Annotated in this window: 19 protein-coding genes; 1 reads left to right on the top strand and 18 read right to left on the bottom strand. The window is 48.4% G+C overall.

The genetic code is table 11. The features are described 5' to 3' along the window. Nucleotides 1-96 precede the first annotated feature (96 nt). From BK127_RS23505 to BK127_RS23545, 9 genes are all read right to left on the bottom strand, one after another. Nucleotides 97-981, bottom strand: a complete 885-nt coding sequence (locus BK127_RS23505) for a carbohydrate ABC transporter permease (RefSeq protein WP_076233970.1) — start codon at nucleotides 979-981, stop codon at nucleotides 97-99. Nucleotides 982-997: 16 nt separating this feature from the next. Beyond that, the gene (locus tag BK127_RS23510; RefSeq protein WP_144026542.1) at nucleotides 998-1,879 is read right to left on the bottom strand and encodes an ABC transporter permease; all 882 of its coding nucleotides are present in this window, start codon (nucleotides 1,877-1,879) and stop codon (nucleotides 998-1,000) included. A gap of 478 nt (nucleotides 1,880-2,357) precedes the next feature. Then, on the bottom strand, nucleotides 2,358-3,638 hold the full coding sequence (locus BK127_RS23515) for an MFS transporter (protein WP_076233971.1): 1,281 nt from the start codon (nucleotides 3,636-3,638) through the stop codon (nucleotides 2,358-2,360). Beyond that, a complete protein-coding gene (locus BK127_RS23520; RefSeq protein WP_076233972.1) occupies nucleotides 3,625-5,643 on the bottom strand; it encodes an ABC transporter ATP-binding protein in 2,019 nt (672 codons plus the stop codon). The genes BK127_RS23515 and BK127_RS23520 overlap by 14 nt, the downstream gene beginning before the upstream one ends. A gap of 23 nt (nucleotides 5,644-5,666) precedes the next feature. Next, nucleotides 5,667-6,563: an ABC transporter permease gene (locus BK127_RS23525; protein WP_083689514.1), complete on the bottom strand. Its 897-nt coding sequence runs from the start codon at nucleotides 6,561-6,563 to the stop codon at nucleotides 5,667-5,669. 138 nt (nucleotides 6,564-6,701) lie between these two features. Continuing rightward, the gene (locus BK127_RS23530; protein ID WP_083689515.1) at nucleotides 6,702-7,649 is read right to left on the bottom strand and encodes an ABC transporter permease; all 948 of its coding nucleotides are present in this window, start codon (nucleotides 7,647-7,649) and stop codon (nucleotides 6,702-6,704) included. 55 nt (nucleotides 7,650-7,704) lie between these two features. Next, nucleotides 7,705-9,282, bottom strand: a complete 1,578-nt coding sequence (locus BK127_RS23535; protein WP_076233973.1) for an ABC transporter substrate-binding protein — start codon at nucleotides 9,280-9,282, stop codon at nucleotides 7,705-7,707. A gap of 103 nt (nucleotides 9,283-9,385) precedes the next feature. Continuing rightward, nucleotides 9,386-10,093, bottom strand: coding sequence for an isochorismatase family protein (locus BK127_RS23540; protein ID WP_076233974.1), 708 nt, complete (start codon nucleotides 10,091-10,093; stop codon nucleotides 9,386-9,388). Nucleotides 10,094-10,098: 5 nt separating this feature from the next. After that, complete coding sequence (locus BK127_RS23545) at nucleotides 10,099-10,824, bottom strand: isochorismatase family protein (RefSeq protein ID WP_076233975.1); 726 nt, start codon at nucleotides 10,822-10,824, stop codon at nucleotides 10,099-10,101. Between the two features lie 251 nt (nucleotides 10,825-11,075). Here BK127_RS23545 and BK127_RS23550 point away from each other — a divergent pair, with 251 nt between their 5' ends. After that, on the top strand, nucleotides 11,076-12,005 hold the full coding sequence (locus tag BK127_RS23550) for a LysR family transcriptional regulator (RefSeq protein WP_076233976.1): 930 nt from the start codon (nucleotides 11,076-11,078) through the stop codon (nucleotides 12,003-12,005). A 302-nt stretch (nucleotides 12,006-12,307) separates the two neighbouring features. On the opposite strand, the gene BK127_RS23555 is transcribed toward BK127_RS23550, so the two are convergent. From BK127_RS23555 to BK127_RS23595, 9 genes are all read right to left on the bottom strand, one after another. Next, nucleotides 12,308-12,742, bottom strand: a complete 435-nt coding sequence (locus tag BK127_RS23555; protein ID WP_076233977.1) for a hypothetical protein — start codon at nucleotides 12,740-12,742, stop codon at nucleotides 12,308-12,310. Nucleotides 12,743-12,774: 32 nt separating this feature from the next. Next, nucleotides 12,775-13,497 carry an isochorismatase family protein gene (locus tag BK127_RS23560; protein WP_076233978.1) on the bottom strand — a complete coding sequence of 241 codons (723 nt, stop codon included), beginning with the start codon at nucleotides 13,495-13,497 and terminating at the stop codon, nucleotides 12,775-12,777. A 277-nt stretch (nucleotides 13,498-13,774) separates the two neighbouring features. Then, on the bottom strand, nucleotides 13,775-14,986 hold the full coding sequence (locus tag BK127_RS23565; RefSeq protein WP_076233979.1) for a glucuronate isomerase: 1,212 nt from the start codon (nucleotides 14,984-14,986) through the stop codon (nucleotides 13,775-13,777). A gap of 32 nt (nucleotides 14,987-15,018) precedes the next feature. Next, complete coding sequence (locus tag BK127_RS23570) at nucleotides 15,019-16,584, bottom strand: type 2 periplasmic-binding domain-containing protein (protein WP_076234055.1); 1,566 nt, start codon at nucleotides 16,582-16,584, stop codon at nucleotides 15,019-15,021. 60 nt (nucleotides 16,585-16,644) lie between these two features. Next, a complete protein-coding gene (locus BK127_RS23575) occupies nucleotides 16,645-17,481 on the bottom strand; it encodes a carbohydrate ABC transporter permease (RefSeq protein WP_076234056.1) in 837 nt (278 codons plus the stop codon). 77 nt (nucleotides 17,482-17,558) lie between these two features. Next, nucleotides 17,559-18,515, bottom strand: coding sequence for an ABC transporter permease (locus BK127_RS23580; RefSeq protein ID WP_076233980.1), 957 nt, complete (start codon nucleotides 18,513-18,515; stop codon nucleotides 17,559-17,561). Between the two features lie 260 nt (nucleotides 18,516-18,775). Beyond that, nucleotides 18,776-20,581: an alpha-L-fucosidase gene (locus BK127_RS23585; protein ID WP_076233981.1), complete on the bottom strand. Its 1,806-nt coding sequence runs from the start codon at nucleotides 20,579-20,581 to the stop codon at nucleotides 18,776-18,778. A gap of 22 nt (nucleotides 20,582-20,603) precedes the next feature. Further along, a complete protein-coding gene (locus tag BK127_RS23590; protein WP_076233982.1) occupies nucleotides 20,604-22,418 on the bottom strand; it encodes a cache domain-containing sensor histidine kinase in 1,815 nt (604 codons plus the stop codon). Further along, the gene (locus BK127_RS23595; RefSeq protein WP_076233983.1) at nucleotides 22,415-23,431 is read right to left on the bottom strand and encodes a response regulator; all 1,017 of its coding nucleotides are present in this window, start codon (nucleotides 23,429-23,431) and stop codon (nucleotides 22,415-22,417) included. Before BK127_RS23595 ends, BK127_RS23590 begins: the two co-directional genes overlap by 4 nt. Nucleotides 23,432-23,700: the final 269 nt, after the last annotated feature.

Genomic DNA, 23,700 nt, shown 5'->3' on the forward strand with positions numbered 1-23,700 from the left:
TTTGAAGCATGCTGAGCACGCAACAGCAATGAAGCCGGGTGCCCGGTGATCCCGGAGCATTCCCCCTCTCATTAAGGATGTGAAATGTAAAGGTGCTTAACCCTTTAAAGCGCCAATCATCGCGCCTTTGACAAAATACTTTTGCAAATACGGGTACGCTACGAGGATCGGCAGCACAGTAATAATAATGACCGCAAACTTGTAGTTGGTCGCAACAACACGGAAATTGGATGATGCACTGCCCACATCCGCGGTTTGATCAGCGAATTCGCCCGCTATGACGATGTTCCTCAGCAGCACCTGCACGGGAAACTTGTCGCTGTCGTTCAAATAAATCAAAGCCGGGAAAAAGCTGTTCCAATGATGTACAGCGTAGAACAACACCATCGTAGCCATAACAGGAAGCGAGAGCGGCAAAATAATTTTCCACAGCACTTGCAGCTCGTTGGCTCCATCCAGATAAGCCGATTCCTGCAGAGCGACCGGAATCCCTTCAAAATAGGTTTTCATAATAATCATATTGAAGGTGCTGATTGCCGTAGGCAGCATTAACGCCCACATCGTATCGATAAGTCCGAGCTTCTGGACGACCAGATACACCGGAATCAAACCACCGCTGATGAACATCGTGACCGCAACCATAAAGATGAAGATGTTGCGCCCGTAAAAATCCTTTCGGGAGAGCGGATACGCACATAGCGCTGTCAGGATCACGTTGATTGTCGTCCCGACAGTCGTATACAGCAGTGTATTGCCGTAAGCCTGCCAAATCTTCGGATTTTTAAATACGACCAGATACGCATCAAACGTAATGTCCATCGGAAGCAGCTTGATCAGACCGCGCGTTACCAGATTGCCGTCGCTGATCGACACGATAAAGATGTAATAAATCGGGTATACCGTTATAAAGATCAGGAGCAGCAGCACCGCGATGTTGCACACGTCGAAAATTTTGGACCCTAATGAAGTATGTTTGTTCATGACAACCTCCTGTTATCTACCACAATCCGGTTTGACTGATTCTTTTGGAAATACGATTCGCCGAGACGAGCAGTACAAGCCCGATCACCGCCTGGAACAGCTCTACCGCAGTCGCATAGCTGAAATCACTGCCCAGCAGCCCTCTCCGGTACACATAGGTCGAGATCACATCTGCCGTTTCATAGGTCGAACCGTTATAAAGCAAAATAATTTTGTCATAGCCGATCGACATCAGCCTGCCGATATTGAGGATGAGCATAATCGATATCGTTGGCGAAATTTCCGGCAGTGTGATGTGAATCAACTGCTTCCAGCGGTTGGCTCCATCGATTTTGGCAGCATCATACAGCTCCTCATCTACAGCAGTCAGCGCGGCCAGATAAATAATCGAGCCCCAGCCGATGCTTTGCCAAATCCCCGAGGAAATGAAAATCGTCCGGAACCATTCCGGCTTCATCAGAAATTGAATCGGTGCCAAGCCAAACCACGTAATGAGTTGATTTACCAGACCGTCCAGTGTAAGAAAATTGACGATCATCCCGCAGACGACAACGGTAGAGATGAAATGCGGCAGGTAGCTGACGCTTTGGGCGAATTTTTTCAAAGCCTTGCTTTTTAATTCATTGAGAAGCAGAGCTAGAATAATCGGCGCCGGAAACGCCCAGAACAGCTCGTAAATATTGATGAGCAGCGTGTTTCGAACCAGCTTCCAAAAATATTCCTCATTCAGAAACTTTTTGAAATGTGACAGTCCGACCCAAGGACTTTCCGTGATGCCCTTGACGATATTGTAATCCTTGAAAGCAATGATAATGCCATACATCGGCCAATAATGAAAGCATACATAATAGCAAAAAGGCAGGAAAAAAATCAAATATAAATACCGGCTTCGTTTCATATTTCGCAGGATCGGATGGCTTTTGCTTCTGGGCGCGCCGACTGCTGGCTGTACGTGTGATGTTTGAATAGAAATCCCTCCTGGCTGACGATCTTGTACGGTTCACGCCGATCAAGCTGATGCCTAACCGGCGGCCGCTTCCGTAATCCCTATTATGAGAGCGGCTGAACGCCTTGAAAAGCACCGATAACGGTATTCCACGAACCACTTTTCGCACAAATGCGCTCATGATTCAAATTTCTAAGGGTGTCCAAATATCGCACACCTTGGCTGCAAGCCCAGTCTGGGCAAGGCTTTAGGACATTCCCATGCAGAAACCAGGGATTTCTTCTCGCACATCTAATTGACTCATGGGACAGCAAAAAAAACCATTGCCGCTCCATAATGAGCATGCAATGGTTTTGAGCTGCCCGGCGGTACCACCAGGCGTTTTTCAGTATTTGTCTGCGAATTACTACCGATTGAGACTACCGCTGAGCTATGAGGCCTGGTTGCCTGGCGCTGCCTCCGGCTTACTGCCGCCTGCCTCGCGACCTGTTGTTTTTAAATTCCATTTGGCGCTCGTGTACACTGAGAATCCGAACATCATCGCAACCAGGAAAATCCCGCCAGTCAGAAACGCGAACGACAAACCGAGCGTTTGACCGAGAATACCGAACATCGCCGGGCTGATGATTTGCGAGAAACGGTTCGTCAGCAGCCTTAACCCCATAAGTTTCCCACGGTCGGCATCTCTTGTGTCATTAACGACAATCATAATGCTTACAGGCAGGTTAATCCCCACGGCAGCGCCCATGATCAGCATCAGAGCCACAATGCCGGCAATATGAAGACCGGCGAGCGGCGTCAATAATACACATACGGACGCGATCATGCCGGCGATTAACAAGATCCGCTCCAGATGGGTCCGCTTCATGATCCAGTTCAGTACATAGCGGGAAAGCATGCCGGCCAAGCCACGAATTGCCAGCACTATCGAGATCAGGAAGGTCGAGTAACCGAGTTCTTTTAAATACAAAGGCATAAAGCTCATATACAGAGCTTGGATATACATAATCAGAAAGGTGCCGATTAACCCGAACTGCACCGCACGAATTTTGGTCAAATGCCAGCCGCTCGTATAGCTGTCCACAATCCCTTGAACTCTGATAATATCCCTCGGCTTAATCTCTGCCAGATTCGGATCGGGATGCGGATAACCCCGCGAAATGATCAGGATAAACGCAAGAAACAGAATGGATGCAAAGCCCGCTATCAGAAAGGATATCTTGTAGCCAATCAATTCCGTGGCAAACAGTGAAACTATACCCCCGCCTATAAGCGGACCGAGCATCCCGCCTCCTGACATCCACATCGAATATTTATTAATATTTTCGTTGCGCTGGTTTTTGTCTCCATCCGATACAAGCACCTGTAGAGCCGAAGCCATAATAACAATGCAGGCCCCCATAAAAAATTGCGAAATCGACAGCATCCAGAGTCCATTGCCATAATACGTCGTAAACAAGGAAAGAATCAGCAGTATGCTTCCCCACTTCAGCATTTTCATTGAGCCGATCGAATCGATTAATTGTCCGACCGGCATGGCGATAAAAATCGGCAGCAGGGAACGCAGCGTAACCATGAAGCCAATGGCAGAGGTAGAAGCACCGACCTCTTGGGCATACAGGGTAAAGAATGGCTGCGCCATTCCCGTGATTGCAAAAAACAGCCCCCCGCCATAAATGCCAACCTTGCGGTACAGGTCAAGAGACGGCATGACAAGCTACCTGTCGAGTCGTCTGATAATCCTCTAGTACCGGCTTGTGGCTGACGCAGTGCTCTGTGACCAGCGGACAACGGGAATGAAAGGCACAGCCGAGGGGCGGATTGGCTGGGCTGGGCAGCTCTCCGGACACCAGCTGGATATCTCGCTGGGATTCAATCACGGGATCAGGGACGGGAACGGCTGCAAGCAGAGCTTTCGTATAGGGATGCATCGGATTGGTAAACACCCTCTCGGCAGGTCCATACTCAACGATTTCACCTAGATACATCACAGCAATCTTATCCGAAATGTAGCGTACGGTGGATAGATCATGGGAGATGAACACAAAGCTCAGACCCATCTCCTCCTTTAAATCGCAGAGCAGATTAATAATCTGCGCTCTTACGGATACATCCAGTGCAGAGGTGGGCTCGTCGGCAACAACGACGCTCGGATTCAACGCCAAGGCCCGCGCCACACCGATCCGCTGCCGCTGACCGCCGCTTAGCTGGCTTGGATAACGGTCCAGATAAGAAGCCTCCAGGCCGACCTTCGCGATAAGCTCACGGACTTTGAAGCGCCTTTCTTCCTTCGTGCCTATTCCTTGCACATTTAGCGGCTCGGCGATAATATCGCCTATTTTCATTTTGGGATTAAATGAGGAATATGGGTCCTGAAACACAATCTGAATATTGCCGCTCACCTCAATGCTTCCCGATGTCGGTTCATCAAGACCGAGCAGCATGCGAGCCGTCGTGCTTTTGCCGCAGCCGCTTTCACCAACAATACCTATGGTTTCACCGCGCTGCAGCGTAATATTAATGCCATTAACAGCTTTGATCTCGGGAGCCTTGCGCCAGGGCAGCAGCGAATCACGCTTGAAATGCTTATGAAGATCTTTAATAACAAGCACATGGCCATCCGCTTCACCTGCAGCTGTCTCTGTATAAGTCATTGAAACAGCAGCCGTTTGCGGTTTATTGTGTTTATCCAATGATACGATCTTATCCAGACCCTCGGTTTGCAGTCCATGCTCCAGCCAGCAGGCAGAGGCTTGTGTGCCCCCGCGCTCCTGCAGCGGAGGAGCCTCCATATGGCACCGGCTCGCAGCCGCCGAGCAGCGCTCCTTGTACGAGCAGCCGATGATCTGATTTTTCATATCATGCGGGAACCCGCCAATATGAAGCAGACGACCGCTTTTTTCACCGCTTATCTTGGGAATGGTCATCAGCAGGCTTTGCGTATAGGGATGCTTCGGGTGCGCGAACAGCTCCTGAACCGTACCGTATTCAACGATTTTCCCGGCGTACATGACTGCAACCTTTTGGGCAAAGCGGGCGACCAGCCCCAGATCATGGGTGATGAACATCATAGCTGTTCCCGTCGTTTCCGTCAGCTCCTTCAGCAGCTGTACGATCTGCGCCTGTATCGTTACATCGAGGGCAGTCGTCGGCTCGTCGGCAACAATCAGCTTCGCGTTGCACGATAACGCCATGGCAATCATAATCCGCTGCCTCATCCCGCCACTCATTTCAAACGGATAGGCATCGATTCGTTTCTCGGCATCGGGAATACCAACGCGACTCAGCCAATCAATGGCCAAGAGGCGTGCTTCCTTGGGACCCAGCTTCAAGTGCATACGAATCGGCGTGATCATCTGGTCAGATATGCGCATCACGGGGTCAAGCGAGGACATCGGGTCCTGAAAAACCGTTCCCACCTCTTTGCCGCGAAGCCGATTGAGCTCCTTTTCCGGCATACCCACCAATTCCCTGTTTTCAAGCTGCACGCTTCCTGACACGATACGACCGGGATAAGCAATCAATTGAATCAGTGACATCGCCATCGCGCTTTTCCCTGACCCGCTCTCGCCTACTATAGCCAGACGTTCACCACGCTGAATATCAAAGGATACGCCATTGACCGCCCGGACAGTGGCACTCTCCGTCTCAAAATGGGTGTGTAAATCCCGGACCCGCAGCAGCGGATCGGACTCTAAAAGATAGTCGGTTTCCATATGAATTTCCTCCTGTCTGCAGCTTATTTTCTCGAACGAGGGTCAAGCACTTCACGAATACCGTCCGACATAAAATGCAGGCTGATCGCAATCAGCAAAATAACGACGCCTGGCAGGGTTGAAATCCACCAGCCAATTTGCAAATAGGTTTGCCCCTCTTTAATAATATTGCCCAGTGACGGCTCCGGCGGCATAATCCCCAGGCCAAGAAAGCTGAGACTGGCCTCAACGAGAATGGCATTGGCAGCAGCTATACTGGCAGCGACAAGCAGCGAGGAAATCGTATTAGGAATAATATGCTTGGTCATCAGCCACAGTTGGGAGGCTTTCACGGTTCGGGCCGCATCGATATACGTTCTCGATTTCAGCGTCAGCACCAGAGAGCGCTGCAGTCTGATAAAACGCGGCACATCAGCAAGTGAAATGGCAATGACAACCGGGATGAAGCCCGCTCCCATAATGGAGACCAGACCAATCGCCAGCAGCAATGAAGGAAAGGCAAGAAAAATATCAACGATGGACATCATCGTACGATCGACCATTTTTCCGTAAAACCCGGCAATCGTGCCCAACACAACTCCAAATACAAGTGCAATTACAGCTACACTGAGTCCAACCGACAGGGAAACCTTAATGCCCGACAGCGTCCGGCTGAATACATCACGGCCTAATTTGTCCGTTCCGAATGGATGATCCCAGGAAGGCGACTGCATACTCGACTTCACATCGGTAACCAATGGATTGGGGAAGGGCAGTACAGGTGCCAGCAGGGTCAGCAGTAAAATAGGAATCAAAATCAGCAGCGCCCAACGGGCCTTCTGGTTGGCTATCAAAAAATGCAGCCCAGGAATCCGAATAGTCCCCCAAGAAAACGGGCCTAGCTTCCCTCTGCCGGTACCAAGTGCTTCTTGATTGTTCATATTCTTCACCTCTTCAAAGTTTTGTGGAACAAAACTAACTTCGTAAGCATCAGCTCGGTTTTGTGGAACAAAACTGTCTTCGTAAGCATCAGCTGCGTTTGTGGAACAAAACTGACTTCGTAAGTGTCAGCTGAGTTTTTAGAATTGAACGCGCGGATCGATCTTTTTGTAAACCAGATCCGTCAGGAAATTGATCGCCACAAACAGGAATGCATAGAACAGAATCAAGGTCTGCACCAGCGGATAGTCCCGGCTGTTGATTCCGTTAACCAGCAGTGTGCCGATACCCGGAATTGTAAAAATAAATTCGACGATGACTGTGCCGTTCAGCAAATTACCGAAGCTGAGTCCAATGACCGTGACAATTGGCAGCGCTGCATTGCGGAGTGCATGACGGAATACAACGACAATCTCGGATATGCCTAATGAGCGGGCTGTACGCACATAATCTTCATTCAAGACTTCAAGCACGGCAGTTCGCGTAATACGCGCAAGCGTAGCGACCTGTGTAATCGATAGCACAATAATCGGAATCGCAATGCGCTTCATCAGCATCTCCGGATTATCCAGCGTTACTCTGCCGCTTGCCGGGAATAAGCCCAAGCCCAGGGACAGAATCAACAGCAGCAGCAGTGCCGTCCAGAACGCCGGCATCAGATCGACAATCATCGCTGCCCATGTAATCATGTTATCCAGCGCCTTCTTTCCCTTGTGGGCCATATAGGCAGCAAGCGTACCGAGCGGGATGGAAATACACACCGCCATCAAAATCGTAATCGACGCTATCAGCATCGTAATCGGCAGCGCCGTCATGATCATGCCCGTAATCGGCAGATTGGTCGTCACCGTATTGCCAAAATCGAGCATCAGCAGGTTTTTCATGTAACTGAAATACTGCAGCCAGAGGGGCTGATTCAGCCCCATCTCTTCTCTCAGTCGCTCCAGAGCGGCCGCCGACACATTTTCTCCTGCCATTGCCGATGCCGCATCACCCGGTATAAGCCGTAAAGCGAAGAATACCAATGTCACCACTCCGAGCATCGTAACGATCAGCTGCACGACTCGTTTAAAGGAATATACCAGCACTGGCGGTCACCTCCCGGATTCACTTTTTCACTGACCTTACTACAGCCTTGTGTACCTATTTGATATCGACACCATAGAAGTCAACCTGTGCCAGCTTATTGATGACAACACCATCCACATTCGTCTTGCTTGGCCAAAATACATTGCTTCCAAAGGTCGGCATATAAGGCAGATCCGTCATCGCAATAACCTGCACCTCTTCATACAGCTTCTTCCTTTTGTCCTTATCAACCTCGGCACGCGCCGCTTCCAGCTTCTCGGTCAGCACCGGATTATCATAACGTGCGCCATTCAAGCCGCCGGGCGATTTATTGTTCGGATGCAGGTAGCTGAACAGGATCATATCCGGATTGACGGCGGGCAGCAAACGTCCTGCAGTCATAAAGTCTCCATCATTTCTCACTTTGTTATAAGTCGGCGTATCCACCAGGACGAATTCCAGTGTAACACCCACTTTTTTCAAATATTCCTGCTCCAGCTGCAGCGTATCTGTAATCCCGGTTGCCGACGTATTCGTCTGCGTCATCTTGAAGCCGTTCGGATAACCCGCTTCCACCAGCAGCTTTTTCGCTTTCTCCGGATTGTATTCATACTTCGGCGCTTTGTCCGTGTAGCCATCCATCCAGTCCATCAAAATACTGCTCGTTCCTGCTTGCAGTTGGGGATTGACCGCTTTGGCAATCGCATTGAAATCAACAGCATAGGCAAGCGCCTGTCGGACTCTTACATCGGCCAGAATCGGATTGGTCATATTAAAAATCCGCAGACTGTTGGCATAGTTTTTGACATTATTCATTTTGAAGCCGGCTTTGCTCAGCGTATCGAGATTTTCTTCCTTATTGGCTCGCATAATAAGGTCGATTTCACCATTTTGCAGTGCTATCGTTGAGGTCGCCTCATCTTTAATAATCGAAAAGATGAGCTTCTCAATCGGGGCAGGGCCCTTATAGTATTGCGGATGCCGTACAAGTACGATCTCAGAGTTGACATCCACACTTTCCAACGCATACGGTCCTGTGCCTACAGGCTTGAATTTCACCTGAGCTCCTGCAGCCTCAATCGCTTCCTTCTTCACGATTTGGCCTTGATGGTAGTTTGCAACGACATGCAGAAAGTTGCCATCCGGCTGCTTGAGTACGACCTTCACTGAATAATCATCAGGTGCTTCCATCGATTCGATGTTGGCCAAATCGGTAGCGTATGGAGAAGCGGTTTTTTTATCGATATTGCGGTTATAAGTGTACAGCACATCCTTGGAGGTGAATTCACCGTAACCACCCTGCCACTGAACGCCTTTGCGCAATTTAAATGTCCATGTTTTGTTATCCGACGTTTGCCAGGACTCCGCCAAATCGGGAATGATCGCACCAGTTGCCGAATCATAAGTTGTCAGACCGCTAAAGATATTAAAGACGATATTCTCATTTTCAATTCGAAATACGGTAGCGGGATCAAAGCCCGCGGGATCATCATAGAATCTGATCTTCAGCGTCTTATGGTCATTCTTTGCAGCTGCGGCCCCGGCTGCATTCCCTGTTGAAGGGGCCGTCGAGCTTTCATTAGTAGAACAGGCAGTACTCACAAGCAAGAACAACATGACGATTATAAGCAGATGCCATTTTTTACTGTGCATTCCCCTCGTCCCCCTCATCGCTATTTGACGATCTCCGGAAGTGCAGCGCACCCGCAATGCTACGGATTCACCACACCTCCAGCCGTACCTGCGCTCTGCTGTTTTAAGCCCTGACGCCTACTTTGCTGATCGCTCCAATTTCCTGAAAATATTGTTTGGCAGCTGCCAAATCGACGACATCCGCATATTTTTGATGCAGATCATACAGGTTCATATAATGAGAGGCTTCCGTGCGGTCAAACACACAATCCGCTACAACTCCCATATGAAAACGATGGGTGGCCCCATCCACAGTAGTCGCCCGTACACAGCCGCTTGTCGTTTCACCGCAGCATATCAAAGTATCGATACCCAGACTGTTCAGATGGAACAAGAGCGGCGTTCCAGGGAAAGCGCTCGGTGAGGCTTTTTCAATAACCAGCTCGCCATAAACCGGCTTGACCTCATCCACGATTTCCGAGCCCTTTTGGCGCAGTTCATCACTAAGCGGAACCCGTTTGCGGGTATTCCGACTCCAGCTGTTGATTCCGGACTGCAGTCCCTTTACATGGATAACGGGAATTTGGTTGCTTCGTGCTACTTCCAACAGCTCAGCGGTTTTGTCGACGGCAGCCCAGCCCTCAAGTCCGGTACTCGACGACCATGTCTCCATGGATTCAAAAATCGGCTCGCGCTTCAAGCCAAGCACGCTGTAGTAAATGTCGATCAACAGCAGTGCGGGCCTTTTGCCAAAGCCGTACAGCTCCTTTTTGCCCCATAACAGATCATGCTGCTTGTCGCGCTCACTCATAAATTTCTCCCAACCGTACATGTTCATTACCTCCCTGAAATTGTTATAGATAGGACAGGCTTCGCTGCGCCGATCTTTTGGAAGTATTGCTTGGCATATTCCACACCAACCACATCGGCATATTTCTGATGCATATCGTACAGGTTCATCCAGTGAGAAGCTTCCGTACGGTCAAATACGCCTTCTTCGACGACCCCCATCTTGAATCTTTGTGTAGCTCCATCCACAACCGAAGCACGAATGCAGCCGCTCGTTGTTTCACCGCAGACGATAACCGTATCAATACCCAGACTGACTAATTGAAAGCTCAGGGGTGTTCCCTGAAAGCAGCTTGGCGCTGATTTCTCTATAACAACCTCTCCAGGAATGGGCTTGACTTCATCCACGATTTCCATGCCTTTCTTTTTCATTTCAGAGGACATGGCCGACGGCTGGCGCTTGCGATGAATCCACGGCTTGATCAGATTATCCATGCCTTTTACATGAAAGACGGGAATTTGATTGTCCCGGGCAACGGCTAACAGCTCGGCAGTACGATCAACGGCTTCCCAGCCTTCCAGCCCGGTACTGCCAGGCCAGGTTTTCATGGATTCGAAGATTTCCTGGCGTTCCAGACCAAGCACACTATAATACATATCAATTAATACCAAAGCCGGTTTCTCGCCAAATCCTGCAAGCTCCTGTTTACCACGCCGTTGATCATGCTCTTTGTCCCGTTCTGATAAAAACCGTTCCCAGCCTCTCGAAGTCATCTTCTATTCCTCCTTGAAATTTTGAATTAATTTATGTTAGATTTACTAACATTTATTTAACATTTAAATCTTCATTTATTACATGAACTTATCATAAAACCAATTAACACAATCGTAAATTAGCATTGTTGAATGAAAATATTAGTTAAATGAATGCAAACGAATTCATTTATTGCATTCATGTTAGTAAATCTTATATAATAAGTTATGAAAACTTACATTTTATTAATTTAATGGATGGGGGATTTTATATGAATCTGGAGCAAATCACAACGTTTTTACAGGTTTACCAGATCGGCAGCTTTCAGGAGACTGCTAATCAGATGTATTTGCCGCAGCCCACCATATCTCATCGCATCACCCAATTAGAGAAAGAACTGGGTAAATCTTTACTCATTCGCGGTAAAGGCAGGGTTCGATTGACCGAGGAGGGCAAAGCCTTTCTGCCCTATGCCAGGCACATTCTGGGCTCCTTGCAGGAAGGCCGGAATGCAGTAGCCAGTGTAGAGCAAGGCTCGGCAGGCAAATTGACCATAGGCTGCAACAATTCGTTCGCCAGCTGCGTGATGCCTGAAGTACTCGACACGTTCATGGCGGAGTATCCGAAGGTTGCCCTGAAGGTGCAGTGCTACGCCTCACCCACGTTGGTTCGATTTCTGAAGCAGCGTGAAATTCAATTAGCCATTACCCGTTACACCAGCAATGACCGCGGGATCGTATATCGATCCGTGTACAGCGAACCCACGGATTTAATCGTTTCTCCGGCGCACCCTTTCGCCAAACGGAAGAAAGTGGATATCGAGGAGATATTAAGGGAAACCTTCATCACCTATCAAAAGGATACGCAATACAGAGATCTGCTCGATACGACACTCAACCAGATCCAGCTGAATTACATTACCAAGATTGAGACGAATAATCTCGGGCTGATCAAACACTTTATTAAACAAAATGCAGGCGTCCACTTGTCCGGCAGCTTGTACATGCGAAATGAGCTCGCAAAAAAAGAGCTGGTTCAAGTAAAAATTGAACGCAACCCTTTTTCACCAAGTCAAGTATTCATTGCTCATCTGAAGGATGAAACCCATAGTTTGGATCAGCTGTTTACCCGCCACTTCGAGTCACAAATCAATTCCCATTTAAACAAGGAACAACCCATCTTGAATGGAATGTCGATGTAAGAACGTCACGGAATAACCTGACCCACTCGGCGATGTGTAATCCTGTATATCCACCGACTACCCGCTCCTGCCGTATTCACTCTCAATCACTCCCCGACCTCACATGCATGTTTAGAATTATGCTGCAGCTAACATCGCCGAGGCACTATCCGTACGCACAGTCAGCCATGCCGCTGTAACCCGCATCTGTCCCTGCCTAACCAGACTCCATACCCATACAAAACTTGTGTTATTTTACTGATCTTTAATTTGAATCCCAGTTCTTAACCGTATCTTTAACTCGGCTTATATCGTCTGGGCTATCAGCCGCTTGGCCAAATGTTCCAGCACTTCATCGATATGCATGACATCGGCATATTTGTGATGGAGATCAAACAGGCTGATTTTATGTGGGCGCCCCCCTTGCGGTTGGTTGCCGCTACCTTCACACCTCTGCGCCGCGTCAATTCATCCGAGGTTAAATAGATCACCGGCATACCTATGGCACGAACCGCCGTAAACAGACTTACGGTAGGCTCGATCGCTTCCCAGGCATGGATACCGCAGGAGCTCGGAAACTCAGCCTGCAGCTCAATTGGTGGCTTGGCACCTCCTTGATAGGCGCTGTTGTATAGATCAATGGCGAGCAGCGCCGGTTTGCGACCAACAAAGGTTTCACGCTCGTATGCCTTATAAATCTCGAGTATGTCCGGATCAACAGTATCCTTCCAGCAATGATCCTCAAAAGCGTAAGCCATATGCGATTCCCCTTTCGTGTAAACGTGCAGGTTTAAGCTTCTACCTTGACTTTTTTGGCGGCACCAATAGCATCGAAATACTCGATGGCATAGTTCATTTCCACCACGTCGGCGTATTTTTGATGCATATCATACAGATTCATGTAATGCGAGGACTGCGTGCGGTCATAGACGCATTCTTCAACAACACCCATCTGGAAGCGATAGGTCGCTCCATCCACAACCGATGCCCGCACACAGCCGCTTGTCGTTTCCCCTGCGCATATAACCGTATCTGCGTTCAGGCTGATCAATTGGAACAACAGCGGGGTTCCGTGAAATGCGCTGGCAGCAGCTTTTTCAATCACGATCTCACCTGCGATCGGCTTGACCTCCTCCACAATTTGCCGGCCCTTCTCCATCATTTCCTCCGACATGGTCACCTGAAGCTTGCGTTTTTTACTGCTTTTGGTCCAATGATTGATGCCGCTGTTCATCCCTTTAATATGAATGACAGGAATTCCATTCTTACGGGCAGCCGCCAGCAGAATCGCCGTCTTGTCAATCGCAGCCCAGCCTTCAAGGCCTGTACTCATCGGCCATGTTTTCATCGATTCAAAGATTTCCTCGCGCTCCAGACCAACGACACTATAGTACATGTCAATCAATAGTAAAACCGGCTTTTCCCCGAAACCGTTCAACGTCTGCTTGCCCCAAAGCTCATCATGCCGTTTGTCTTGCTCTGTAAAAAAATGACTCCACTTCATTTCTCCCATTGCAATCCCTCCATTTCGTATTTGCTACTTCAGTGTAAGTTAGCTTATCTAACATGTAAATATTGGTTTATGCATGTAAACTCTCATTATTTGAATGTATGCGGATACAGCCTTTCAATCATCGTCCTGACAAAAGTGAAATTTCTCTTCACTTACACAAAACAAAAATCCCTGTTTCGCTGCAATCAAGCAGCAAAACAAGGACTTTGGCAAAGCCTTCCTTTACAGGAACGCGCTTATTCGATTGGGTCGTACCCATAATGTCACACAAGGAGTTTTAACCTTTACTATTCAGCGATTGCACACGGTATCTGCGCGCTGCACTCTCATACAGCCAGTCGCGGGCGACTTCAATCGCCTGAGCATGGTCCAGCCAACCAGAGGCCACACGTTCAGCCAAAAATTCACTGAGTACACGCTTGACCAGCCAAATTTTCCCGTACGTCCATTCAATGCACCTTGAATCAGATGCGATCAGTGAAGATTTCAGTGCCGGCAGTGCCTCCAGCCTGTACTGCATGGACTGCTTGTAGGTGGATGCCCGGAAGTTATACCACCAATGTCCGCCGACATGTACATTAGGGAAATTCCATGCCGCCTGCACCACATCGAGATTGTTGATTTCCGAGGCGACCACCAACTCGAACGGACAGCTGTACCGCTCAAACAAACCGCTAAGCTTCAAGATGCGCTCCGGGTCGTTCGCAGGCAGCGGTTCCCCGCACCAGGAGCGTTCGACACCGAGAAAGAACTGTACGAACAGCTCATGACGCTGTGCAGCCTCGCAGATCAGATGAAGCACATTCATCAAAACCTGATCACGCACCAATCCCGATGCAGATAAGTCATACAACTGGTTAGCCGCAGCCTCATATCGCGGAAGTGTGGTCATAATGCCCGGACAGCCCTGCTTGCTGTAGCCGCCCAACAAGGCGTCAATGGTTTCACGCAGCTTCTCGAACGACTGAAGCGGATTTGAGCTTTCTATGATCTCAGTAACCCATCCGAAAATCTTCCCGTCGATTCGCGGAATCAGAATCGCATTCCGCCTCATCCCTTCAAAAGGAGCATGCTCAGGTACATTGACTACATACTCACGAACGCTCAGGCGGTCCGCTACCTGCTGTGCCCAGTCTGCCTGTACTGCAGATTGCTTGACAGCTTCATCTGCTGCCAGAACGGACGCTTCATCCTTCAGCTCGATTCCATATAAATCCTGGAAAATCCGCGACAGCGCCACGTTCATCATCGTATGTCTGGAAGCATGGTGAGCGCTAAGAAATGCCTGGATTCGCTCACGAACCGGCAGCTGCTCGGCATGCGCCGGATAACCGGCTGCCTGCAGCTCACGGAATAACCAGAAGTAATGGGCGATCTGCCAGAAATCCACAGCATTCAGTCGATCTCCAACCAGATGGGTATGAGTGTCCACAACGTCAACCGTCTCAAGCTCTTGCATGATTCGCTCCCGGATCGTTTCCTGCTGCATCCTGTTATCCTCCTGTGGCGTGCTGCACCCGTTTACTTTTTAATATCCAGCACACCGATCTTTTTCGTATAACGTTCGTTGGCTTCTTTAAGAATGTCATTGCCACCCTTGGTTTTGTACTCTTCTATAACTTTAGGCCAGTCACTAATCGGTTCTTTGCCATAGATCATTTTGATCATATGGTCGATGATCAGCTTCGGTCCAACATCAGGCTGTGGCGAAGCAAGATCCGGATATTTGCTGAAAGTCGCTAGATCCGGATAAAATCCGATACCCGGCAAACCTTCCTTATCCAGTACATTATCGAAGACAGCTAGCTGATCCTTACCGTTTTGATCCAATTCCAGACGCTTACGCGGCGGGTTCAATGTCGCATCCTGCCCCATCCACAACGTACCTGCACGGAAGCTCTCTTCTTCCTGCTCTTCTTTACTGGTTGGAATTTTGTAGTTAATTTTACCGTTATCGACGGTGTAATTTTGTCCCTCTATACCGAAGGTGAAAAACTTCTCAGCTTCAGCTGATGCCATCCAGTCATAAAATTTAATAATTTTCGCTGCTTTATCTTTATCCACCTTGGCATTCACATAGAAAGAACGGACAACCGGGGTATAGTAGAAATAGCCGGATTTACCTTCTGGTCCTTTTGGAGAGGAGATAATATCCACTTTGGCAGCCGGATTAGCCTGGGCAATAGCGGTACGGAACGAGATCAAGCCTGCCCCATTGGAGGACCATGAGCCGGATTTGCCGCTGTTAATATTTTTGGAATAATCAGAGGACGAAATGGTTGCAAAATCCTTCGGAATCAAGCCCTCATCGAACATTGTCTTGTAGGTTTGCAGCGCTTTCTGCATGTTCTCGACGTCAAAAAACTTCGGCTGTACCTGTCCATTTACAACTTCAAATTGATCCTTGTACGGCAGTACATCAAACGCGCCCAGGAACGTATCGGCGTATTTGAAATTTTCACGCATTTGATACGGATTTTCTACACCCGCCTTTTTAAAGGCACGCAGAACATCCAGAAATTCATCAACAGTTTGTGGAGCCTTCATACCTGTCTTCTCTAAAAGATCCGTACGGATATAAGTTCCACGTCTGGATGGATTGCTCAAATAATCGGGGATCGCATAAATCTTGCCATCGTAGGATACTGCATCCCATGCCGCCTTGGGCACCTTTTTCATCAAGTTGGGGGCATACTGCTTCAATAAATCGTCAAGTGGCATAAAGACGCCGGCTTCCACCGAGCCTGACATGGATTTACCGGTTGGTGTGCCGATACTGCCTACCACGTCTGGAATATCATTACCAGCGAACATAATACCCATTTTGGAATCTTCGAGAATACGCACGGAGAGGTCTGTGTTAGTCAGTTCCTCCAGCTTTTTCACCAGCTTGTTATTTTCCCAGTCTGTCACTGTTCCTTGATATCCAGCATTGGTTGTAACCGGCAGTGATAGCGAAAATTTGACCGGCTTCGTATCAGCACTGGCTTGTCCGCCTTGCTTATTGTCTTTAGACGCATCCCCACAGCCAGCCAAAGAACCTGCAGCAAGCGCGGAAACCAGAATAACACCCCATGTTTTTTTCATATCGCACCAACCCTCTCTTTTTTTAAAGCCTTGAACTTGTCTTGGTCTTTCCTCAGGCATCTACGACTTAATCGATCCCACCATCATCCCTTTAATAAAATGCTTTTGCAGGAACGGATACACCAGCATAATCGGGATTGTCGCAATGACGATAACCGCCATTTTCAATCCTTCAGGAGACACAAATTGCATCATTTCCGAAGTAACATCCGACGCACCCATGTTGTCTGTGATTACGATCTCCCGCAGCCTTACCTGCAAGAGAATTAAGGAACGTTTGTCGATATAATAAATGGCCTGCGAGTACATATTCCAGTTGGCGACCGCGTACATAATCCCCATCGTTGCCATAACCGGCTTGGACAAAGGAAGCACGATGCTCCAGATCATCCGGAATTCCCCACAGCCGTCCATCTTTGCCGATTCCAGCAGCTCTGTCGGTAAATTAACGAAAAAAGATCGCATAACGAACAGATTGTAGGCACTAATCGCCCCAGGGATCATTAATACCCACAGCGTATTCAACATGTTCAAATTTTTGAGCAGCAAGTAATTAGGAATTAGTGGTGCATGAAAAATCATCGTGATGAGCACGATAACAAGTGCCATTTTTCTATAAATGTACTCTGGACGAGACAACGGATAAGCCAGACTTGCTGTTGCTGCCAGATTGATTAATGTACCGAATACGGTAACAATGACGCTATTGCGGAAAGCTAACCAGATTGAAGGATCCTTTACAATCATATGGTAGTTCTCCAATGTGAAGCCTATTGGCCATAGTCCAACGTCCCCGCTGTTGATCGCTACGGCATTACTGAACGACTGCGCAATCACATGTAGAATCGGTAGTACCATGGCGAGCCCGATCACAAACAGCATGATGTTGTTGAACATCTGGAACGCACGCTGCCCTTTTGTCAGAATCACGCCTCTCACCCCTTTGACCGAAGATATGTTAGTTAAATAATTAGTTAGTACAGGCCGTCTCCGGTCGCTTTTTTACTTAGTGTGTTACCCAGCACGATGAGCACGAGGCCAATTACGGATTTGAATAAACCAATCGCCGTTGTGTAGCTGTACTGACGGTCTATCAAGCCTGCTCGATACACATATGTGTCCAGAATTTCTCCATTCTCGCTGTTAAGCGAGTTTATAAAGACGAACACACGCTCAAAGCCAAAATCCATGAATCTACCCATATGCAGCAAGAACAAAATCATGATCGTAGGCAGAATGGATGGAATTGTTATCGACATCACCTGACGGAACCTGCCTGCGCCGTCGAGCTCAGCCGCTTCATACAAGTCAGGATTAATACCGGCAATCGCTGCCAAATAAATAATCGTTCCCCAGCCGCTATCCTTCCAAACACCCGATCCTATCAAAATACTGCGAATGTAGCTATTTTCGCCTAGGAAGTAAATCGGTTCAATGTTGAATATCCCCAGAATATGATTCACGATTCCTGTTGTTGGGGATAGAAGACCAATCAGAATGCCTCCAACGATAACCCAGGAAAGAAAATGCGGCATGTAAATAACCGTTTGCAGCACCCGCTTATAACCATTAATGCGAATTTCGTTCAGCAGGACGGCCAGTATAATCGGGATCGGAAACGCAAAGACAAGATCGTACAAGCCAATTAACAGCGTGTTTTTTAAGATGATCAGAAATTCGTCATAAGCAAACATCCGCTCAAAATGGGCCAGTCCGACCCATGGACTGTTGGTGATTCCTTTGAAAATGTTGTAGTCTTGAAAAGCGATCGTCGAGCCCAACAACGGTACATACTTAAAGAGGATAAAATACACAAGTCCTGGTATCGAAATTACATACAAGGGCCAATGCTTAGCAACAAACGCGCGCTTCGCCTTTTTCGAAGCGAACGTGTATAGGGTTTGTCCGGAAGTATCCGTTTTTGAAGCCATATGATCTCTCCTTTCTCTTGAAGCGGGGTAAATGGGTGCAGCTCACACATGCAGAATCTGCATTCAAATTCATGGGGCGGCAGCACTTGTTACTTACCTGACTTCTATGTTGTTTGATGAATTTATCATACTATGGCTATGAAAACCCAACCATGGAGTAACTTAAAGCGCACATGTGTTTTTTTACGATCGACTTCAGTAGATACACGAAAAAAGCCAGAGTATCCCAACTTGCGGATGCTCTGACTTATCCTGTTTGTTTATCCACGTTCCAAAACGATCTTTTTCAAGCATATGAATGCTCCGTTTGGCAGGCTCAAGGCTTTAAGCCTTAGCACATAATCACCCGCCTCGGGCAGGCTTAGATGGCCTACAGGGAAGGCTGTGAATTCGTACCCGTCTCCGGTAGCCTTCACCGTCTGAGTTATTCGTGATACCGTTTCACCCAAACGCTTCGATATCACTGAAAGCTCATAGGAACCCCCGTCCGCGTCTGCTGCTGCCCCGTATTCCAGAACAGCTTGCAGGCGATCAGGTCCGTTAGCACGGAAGGTCCATGATGCCTCGTCCTCCAGACTGGTCCAGTTGATCAGATTATCGTGGTCCTTCTTCCCTGTATCATAGCGTACTGTCGGTCCCTCAATATCGGCATCAAACGCGCCGAAGTTGTTCGGATAATCGGCCGTGTACAGCAAACGTACCGGATTGGTATCACACTCGCCCGTGAATTCTATTGCCAATACCGGAATCGTCGATGCTGTCGCACTGATCGGCACATCTATCACGATATCCTCTTCACTGATGCGAGTCACCGGCAGAGCCGTACGGTCTTTATCAGCCAGCGCGTAAGCTTTGAGCACAGGATTACGCAGACCCGGAACCAGCAGCTTCCCATTGGTTGGCCATTCGAAGATATGAAGGTAGAGAATGCCATCCTTCATCGTGCATCTGCCCCAAGGCGGCTTTCCGATCGGGCTTTGACGAGTCCCATACACAGCTTCGCCGTTCGTTTGCATCCAATGACCGATCTGCTCCAGCAGCTCGACAGACTTGGGATCAAACGCTCCATTCCCCATCGGTCCAACATTGATCACAAAATTGCCGTTTAAGCTGAGCACATCTATCATTTGCCGCAATACGACATCTGCCGTTTTCCAATTATGATCGGCAACTTTATACCCCCAGGAATCGTTCAGGGTAGCAATCGATTCCCAATCCTTGCGTGGAACTCTCACATGCGGTTGGTTATCCGACGTATTGCCGTAGTCCCCATAGGGGTCCATCCAAACCCGCCGATTGATAAGGCAATCCGGTTGTACCTCGCGCACCTGCTTGACGAAAGCGGCTCCCTGCTCAGCCGTTAGCTTATGGCCACAATCGAACCAAAGCAGTCCGACAGGACCATACTTCTCCAGCAGCTCCTTAACCTGAGGCAGCGCCGAAGTGTGCAAATAATGCTCGTAGCGAGTTCGCTTATCCTCATCGTTGATCCATGAGGCTACATCATCATAAGCGCCAATATTATGAGGGTAATCCCATGTATTCCCCTGTGAATCCGGATGATGCCAATCCATGGAGTGTGAATAGTAGATGCACAGCTTGATCCCCTCTTCGCGGCAGGCATCCGCCAGCTCACGGAGCGGGTCACGGGCAAAAGGCGTTTTCTTCACAATATTGTAATCCGATACGTCCGAGTCATACATCGCAAAGCCTTCATGATGCTTGGCTGTAAAAATCAAATACTCCAACCCGGCCAGCTTGGCTGCTCGGACCCATTCCTTCGCATCAAAGTGTTCGGCGTGGAACTCCGTCGCGATTTGCTCATATTCACTTACCGGAATACGTGCCCTGAGCATCAAATGCTCGGCATAAGAAGCGGGAACTTCCTTACCTTTCCAGACTCCTGCCGGAAGCGAGTACAAGCCCCAATGAATAAACAGCCCGACTCTTGCCTCCCGCCACCAGGCCATTCTGGCGTCATGGTCTGCATCTATGGCTTCCAATTGCTCTATATTCAGTTGCTCAGACCCTTCGGCATTATCCATTAAATCCTCTTGTTTCGCCATTGCATGTTCTCCTCTTTTCCACTTATTTACCAGGTTTGCTTGCAGGCATAATCATGAGCAGCTTCGTCCCCTGATCAACCTCACTCTCGATTTTCAAGCCATATTGTTCACCGAACACCATTTGAATTCGGCGATGAACGTTCACAATGCCAATCCCGCCAATACCTTGGGATGAGCCCTCTTCATTATCAGCAAGCCGATTGGCACCCAGCTTCTCCCGCACCTCGGCAAGGCGCTCTTCCTTAATACCAGCCCCATTGTCCTCCACACTGAGCCAGAATATATCATCATCTTCTCCGGCATCGATCCGAATATAATGATAATCCTCCACACCATCGGGGAACGCGTGCTGAAACGCATTTTCCACAAGAGGCTGCAGCGTGAGCCGCACCATACTGCGTAGTAAATAGTCCGGATGAATCGCCACATCCACCTCAAATTCACGACCGATTCGATGCCTGAGCACCATTAGAAAATACAGCACATGCTTTAATTCATTAGCAACCGTAATTTCCTCCAGATTGGTTTGCACCGAATAACGCAGCATATAGGCGAGCGCCTTAACAATTTCGGATATTTCCTTGGAGTCTCTGATCACCGCATAACAAACAATCGTTTCCAGCGTATTGTACAAAAAGTGCGGATTGATCTGCAGCTGCAAAGACTGCAGCTCGGCTTTCTGCCGCTCCATCCGACTCTCCCGGTCGCTAAGCTCGGCTTGATATACCTTGTCCACCAGCTCCGAGAGCCGGTTGACCATCAAATTGTAGCGACTCATTAGCTCCACAATTTCGTCACGGTGCTCAGGGAGCGGGATGGTCACCCAGTTCCCTTTCTCCGTCTGGCGCATGGCTGCCTTCAGAGTGCGTATAGGGCCCGTGATCGATTTCCCGAAGCGAAAAGCCAACCACAAAGCAATCCCCAGCGTGAAACAGCCCACGACTATAGTTGTGGTGCGAATCGTATCTGTCGGCTTGCGCAGCTCTTCCACGGACATGGAAACGACCAGCCGCCAATTCCCATAATTGGAACGGCGGCTCATGAACATTTGTGCTTGATTATCAATAACAGCCGTAAATGCCTTATCACCCGCATGGAAAACCTCATCCCTTATTTCAACGGGCAGCTCCGTACCAATTCGGTTTTTATCGGGGTGGTAGACGTACTTCCCTTTATCATCGGCAATGAAAAAATACCCATGGCTTCCCAGATCAATCCCCTTCCACAGCTCGGAAAGCTCAGCCGCGCGCAATTCGATCGCAAGAATACCTTTGGGCTCCGTAGCGGTAAGGCCGCGTATACGCCGAACAAGCGTGAGCATCAGATTTTTCTGATCCGACAAAATACTATGATTCAGCACACTCAAGCTGCCTTCCTCGGTGTTCTGTTTAAAAAACTCAAGCTGCTGCTTGACTTGCTCACTGTCAAACGATTCACCACTCGAATCGTTATAAAAATACATCGCATTATCATGAAAGCTGATCATAAAAATATTGGCAATTTCCGGGTTGCGAATAAACACCGGCTCGATCAACAGCTCTTTGATCAGCTTGCGAATTTCATAGTAAGGAAAGCCCTTTTCTCCTGTAGGAAGATCGATAAAGCGCTTTACGTCATTGCTGTTGAGCAGCGACACCATCGAACGCTCGTAAGTGCGAATATACAAATCGGTATGATGTACCGCATTGCCGACCACCTGGGATAATTGATTCTCCACCAGTTGATCCAGCTCATTGGAGGAGGTCCGGTAAGTAAAGACCCCAACACTGGTTAAGGATATGAGAATGACGATCAGGTACGATAGAAACAGCTTCTGGTACAAGTTGAGATTTTTCATTTGATTCCCAACAGACTGCGGTATTCCGAAGGCGAAACACCGGAAATTTTCTTGAACGTTTTCGTAAAATGAGGATAATCCTCATATCCGACCTCCGCGGCAACATCGACCGTACGCATATGGGGGATCGACAGCAGCTCGCGTGCCTTTTCCATTCTTTTATGAATCCGGTAGCTGACGAACGTTTCACCACTTACTTTTTTGAACAGCGAGCTAAAATAGGTTGGCGTAATGCCCACCATGTCGGCCACTTCTTTTAAGGAGATTTCCACAGACAAATGATTGTCGATATAAGCCTTCGCTTCCTCCATCGGATCCTTGTAATTGCCGCGACGCGCAGTCAGCAGATCGTTCATGACCACTTGCAGGCGTCCTTCGAATTCAAGAAATAAATCTGCTTTGGACGCTGCGGCATAATCGCCCAATAAATTGGAGCCCAGCGGGCGGTTTTTCTCTTGAAAATATTTGTGCAGCAGCACAGCCACATCATGCAGTTGCTCCTTCAGCTGTTGCGCGGACAAATGCGAGCAGTGCTCTCTCCACTCTACCATCAGTCTTGCGATTTCATCCTCCTGCAGAGACCAGATGCTTTGCTCGACCCGTTCGATCCAATCCACATAGCGGGAAACGACCATATAGCCCTGTGTGCGGCTTTTCATAATCACATCGAATACCTCATGTAAATCAGGAGGTGTAACCGGTTTTAACAAATAATGCTTAACACCGTAGGACAAACATTTTTGTGCATAATCAAAATCACTGTACCCCGATACGACTACTTTCAGGATATGCGGGTATGCTTCGTTCACCTGCCGGCACAGCTCCAAGCCGTCCATTTTGGGCATACGGATATCGGTAAGCAGCAGATCTGGCTCCGAGCAAGCGATGCGTTGCAGCGCATCTTGACCATTGTCAGCGGTTTCTATTTGGGCGAACTTGTGTGTGTAAATCTGAGCCATTTTCACCAGTCCGCTGCGAATGATAGGTTCATCGTCCACAATTAGCAATCTCATCCTGTAAGCCTCCACCTTTCATGCTTATGAATTCGTAAAAACTCCATTCGAGTTTACTACGTATAGACGACAGGTACAATAGAGCCCCAGCTGACATGACCTCAGCATACTGCAACCCAAAGACACAAGCTATGGAGAAACTTGCATCTGTTTTGTGTTTTTTTACGATGCCAATCCGACTAACCTACAATAACTTCCATTATTTACTTCCATTATTTACTTCCCTTAAAAGCTTGCTTCGCAAAACTAGCGTGGTAAGCATCTGCTAC

It is taken from the genome of Paenibacillus sp. FSL H7-0331 (assembly GCF_001956045.1).

What these genes read in the sequence shown, in the direction of transcription:
- BK127_RS23510 (WP_144026542.1), bottom strand. Translation starts at nt 1,879, where the DNA reads ATGAAACGAAGCCGGTATTTATATTTGATTTTTTTCCTGCCTTTTTGC.
- BK127_RS23590 (WP_076233982.1), bottom strand. Translation starts at nt 22,418, where the DNA reads ATGAAAAATCTCAACTTGTACCAGAAGCTGTTTCTATCGTACCTGATC.
- BK127_RS23555 (WP_076233977.1), bottom strand. Translation starts at nt 12,742, where the DNA reads ATGGCTTACGCTTTTGAGGATCATTGCTGGAAGGATACTGTTGATCCG.
- BK127_RS23520 (WP_076233972.1), bottom strand. Translation starts at nt 5,643, where the DNA reads ATGGAAACCGACTATCTTTTAGAGTCCGATCCGCTGCTGCGGGTCCGG.
- BK127_RS23580 (WP_076233980.1), bottom strand. Translation starts at nt 18,515, where the DNA reads ATGGCTTCAAAAACGGATACTTCCGGACAAACCCTATACACGTTCGCT.
- BK127_RS23545 (WP_076233975.1), bottom strand. Translation starts at nt 10,824, where the DNA reads ATGACTTCGAGAGGCTGGGAACGGTTTTTATCAGAACGGGACAAAGAG.
- BK127_RS23565 (WP_076233979.1), bottom strand. Translation starts at nt 14,986, where the DNA reads ATGCAGCAGGAAACGATCCGGGAGCGAATCATGCAAGAGCTTGAGACG.
- BK127_RS23570 (WP_076234055.1), bottom strand. Translation starts at nt 16,584, where the DNA reads ATGAAAAAAACATGGGGTGTTATTCTGGTTTCCGCGCTTGCTGCAGGT.
- BK127_RS23585 (WP_076233981.1), bottom strand. Translation starts at nt 20,581, where the DNA reads ATGGCGAAACAAGAGGATTTAATGGATAATGCCGAAGGGTCTGAGCAA.
- BK127_RS23595 (WP_076233983.1), bottom strand. Translation starts at nt 23,431, where the DNA reads ATGAGATTGCTAATTGTGGACGATGAACCTATCATTCGCAGCGGACTG.
- BK127_RS23550 (WP_076233976.1), top strand. Translation starts at nt 11,076, where the DNA reads ATGAATCTGGAGCAAATCACAACGTTTTTACAGGTTTACCAGATCGGC.
- BK127_RS23535 (WP_076233973.1), bottom strand. Translation starts at nt 9,282, where the DNA reads ATGCACAGTAAAAAATGGCATCTGCTTATAATCGTCATGTTGTTCTTG.
- BK127_RS23540 (WP_076233974.1), bottom strand. Translation starts at nt 10,093, where the DNA reads ATGTACGGTTGGGAGAAATTTATGAGTGAGCGCGACAAGCAGCATGAT.
- BK127_RS23525 (WP_083689514.1), bottom strand. Translation starts at nt 6,563, where the DNA reads ATGAACAATCAAGAAGCACTTGGTACCGGCAGAGGGAAGCTAGGCCCG.
- BK127_RS23560 (WP_076233978.1), bottom strand. Translation starts at nt 13,497, where the DNA reads ATGGGAGAAATGAAGTGGAGTCATTTTTTTACAGAGCAAGACAAACGG.
- BK127_RS23505 (WP_076233970.1), bottom strand. Translation starts at nt 981, where the DNA reads ATGAACAAACATACTTCATTAGGGTCCAAAATTTTCGACGTGTGCAAC.
- BK127_RS23575 (WP_076234056.1), bottom strand. Translation starts at nt 17,481, where the DNA reads ATGTTCAACAACATCATGCTGTTTGTGATCGGGCTCGCCATGGTACTA.
- BK127_RS23515 (WP_076233971.1), bottom strand. Translation starts at nt 3,638, where the DNA reads ATGCCGTCTCTTGACCTGTACCGCAAGGTTGGCATTTATGGCGGGGGG.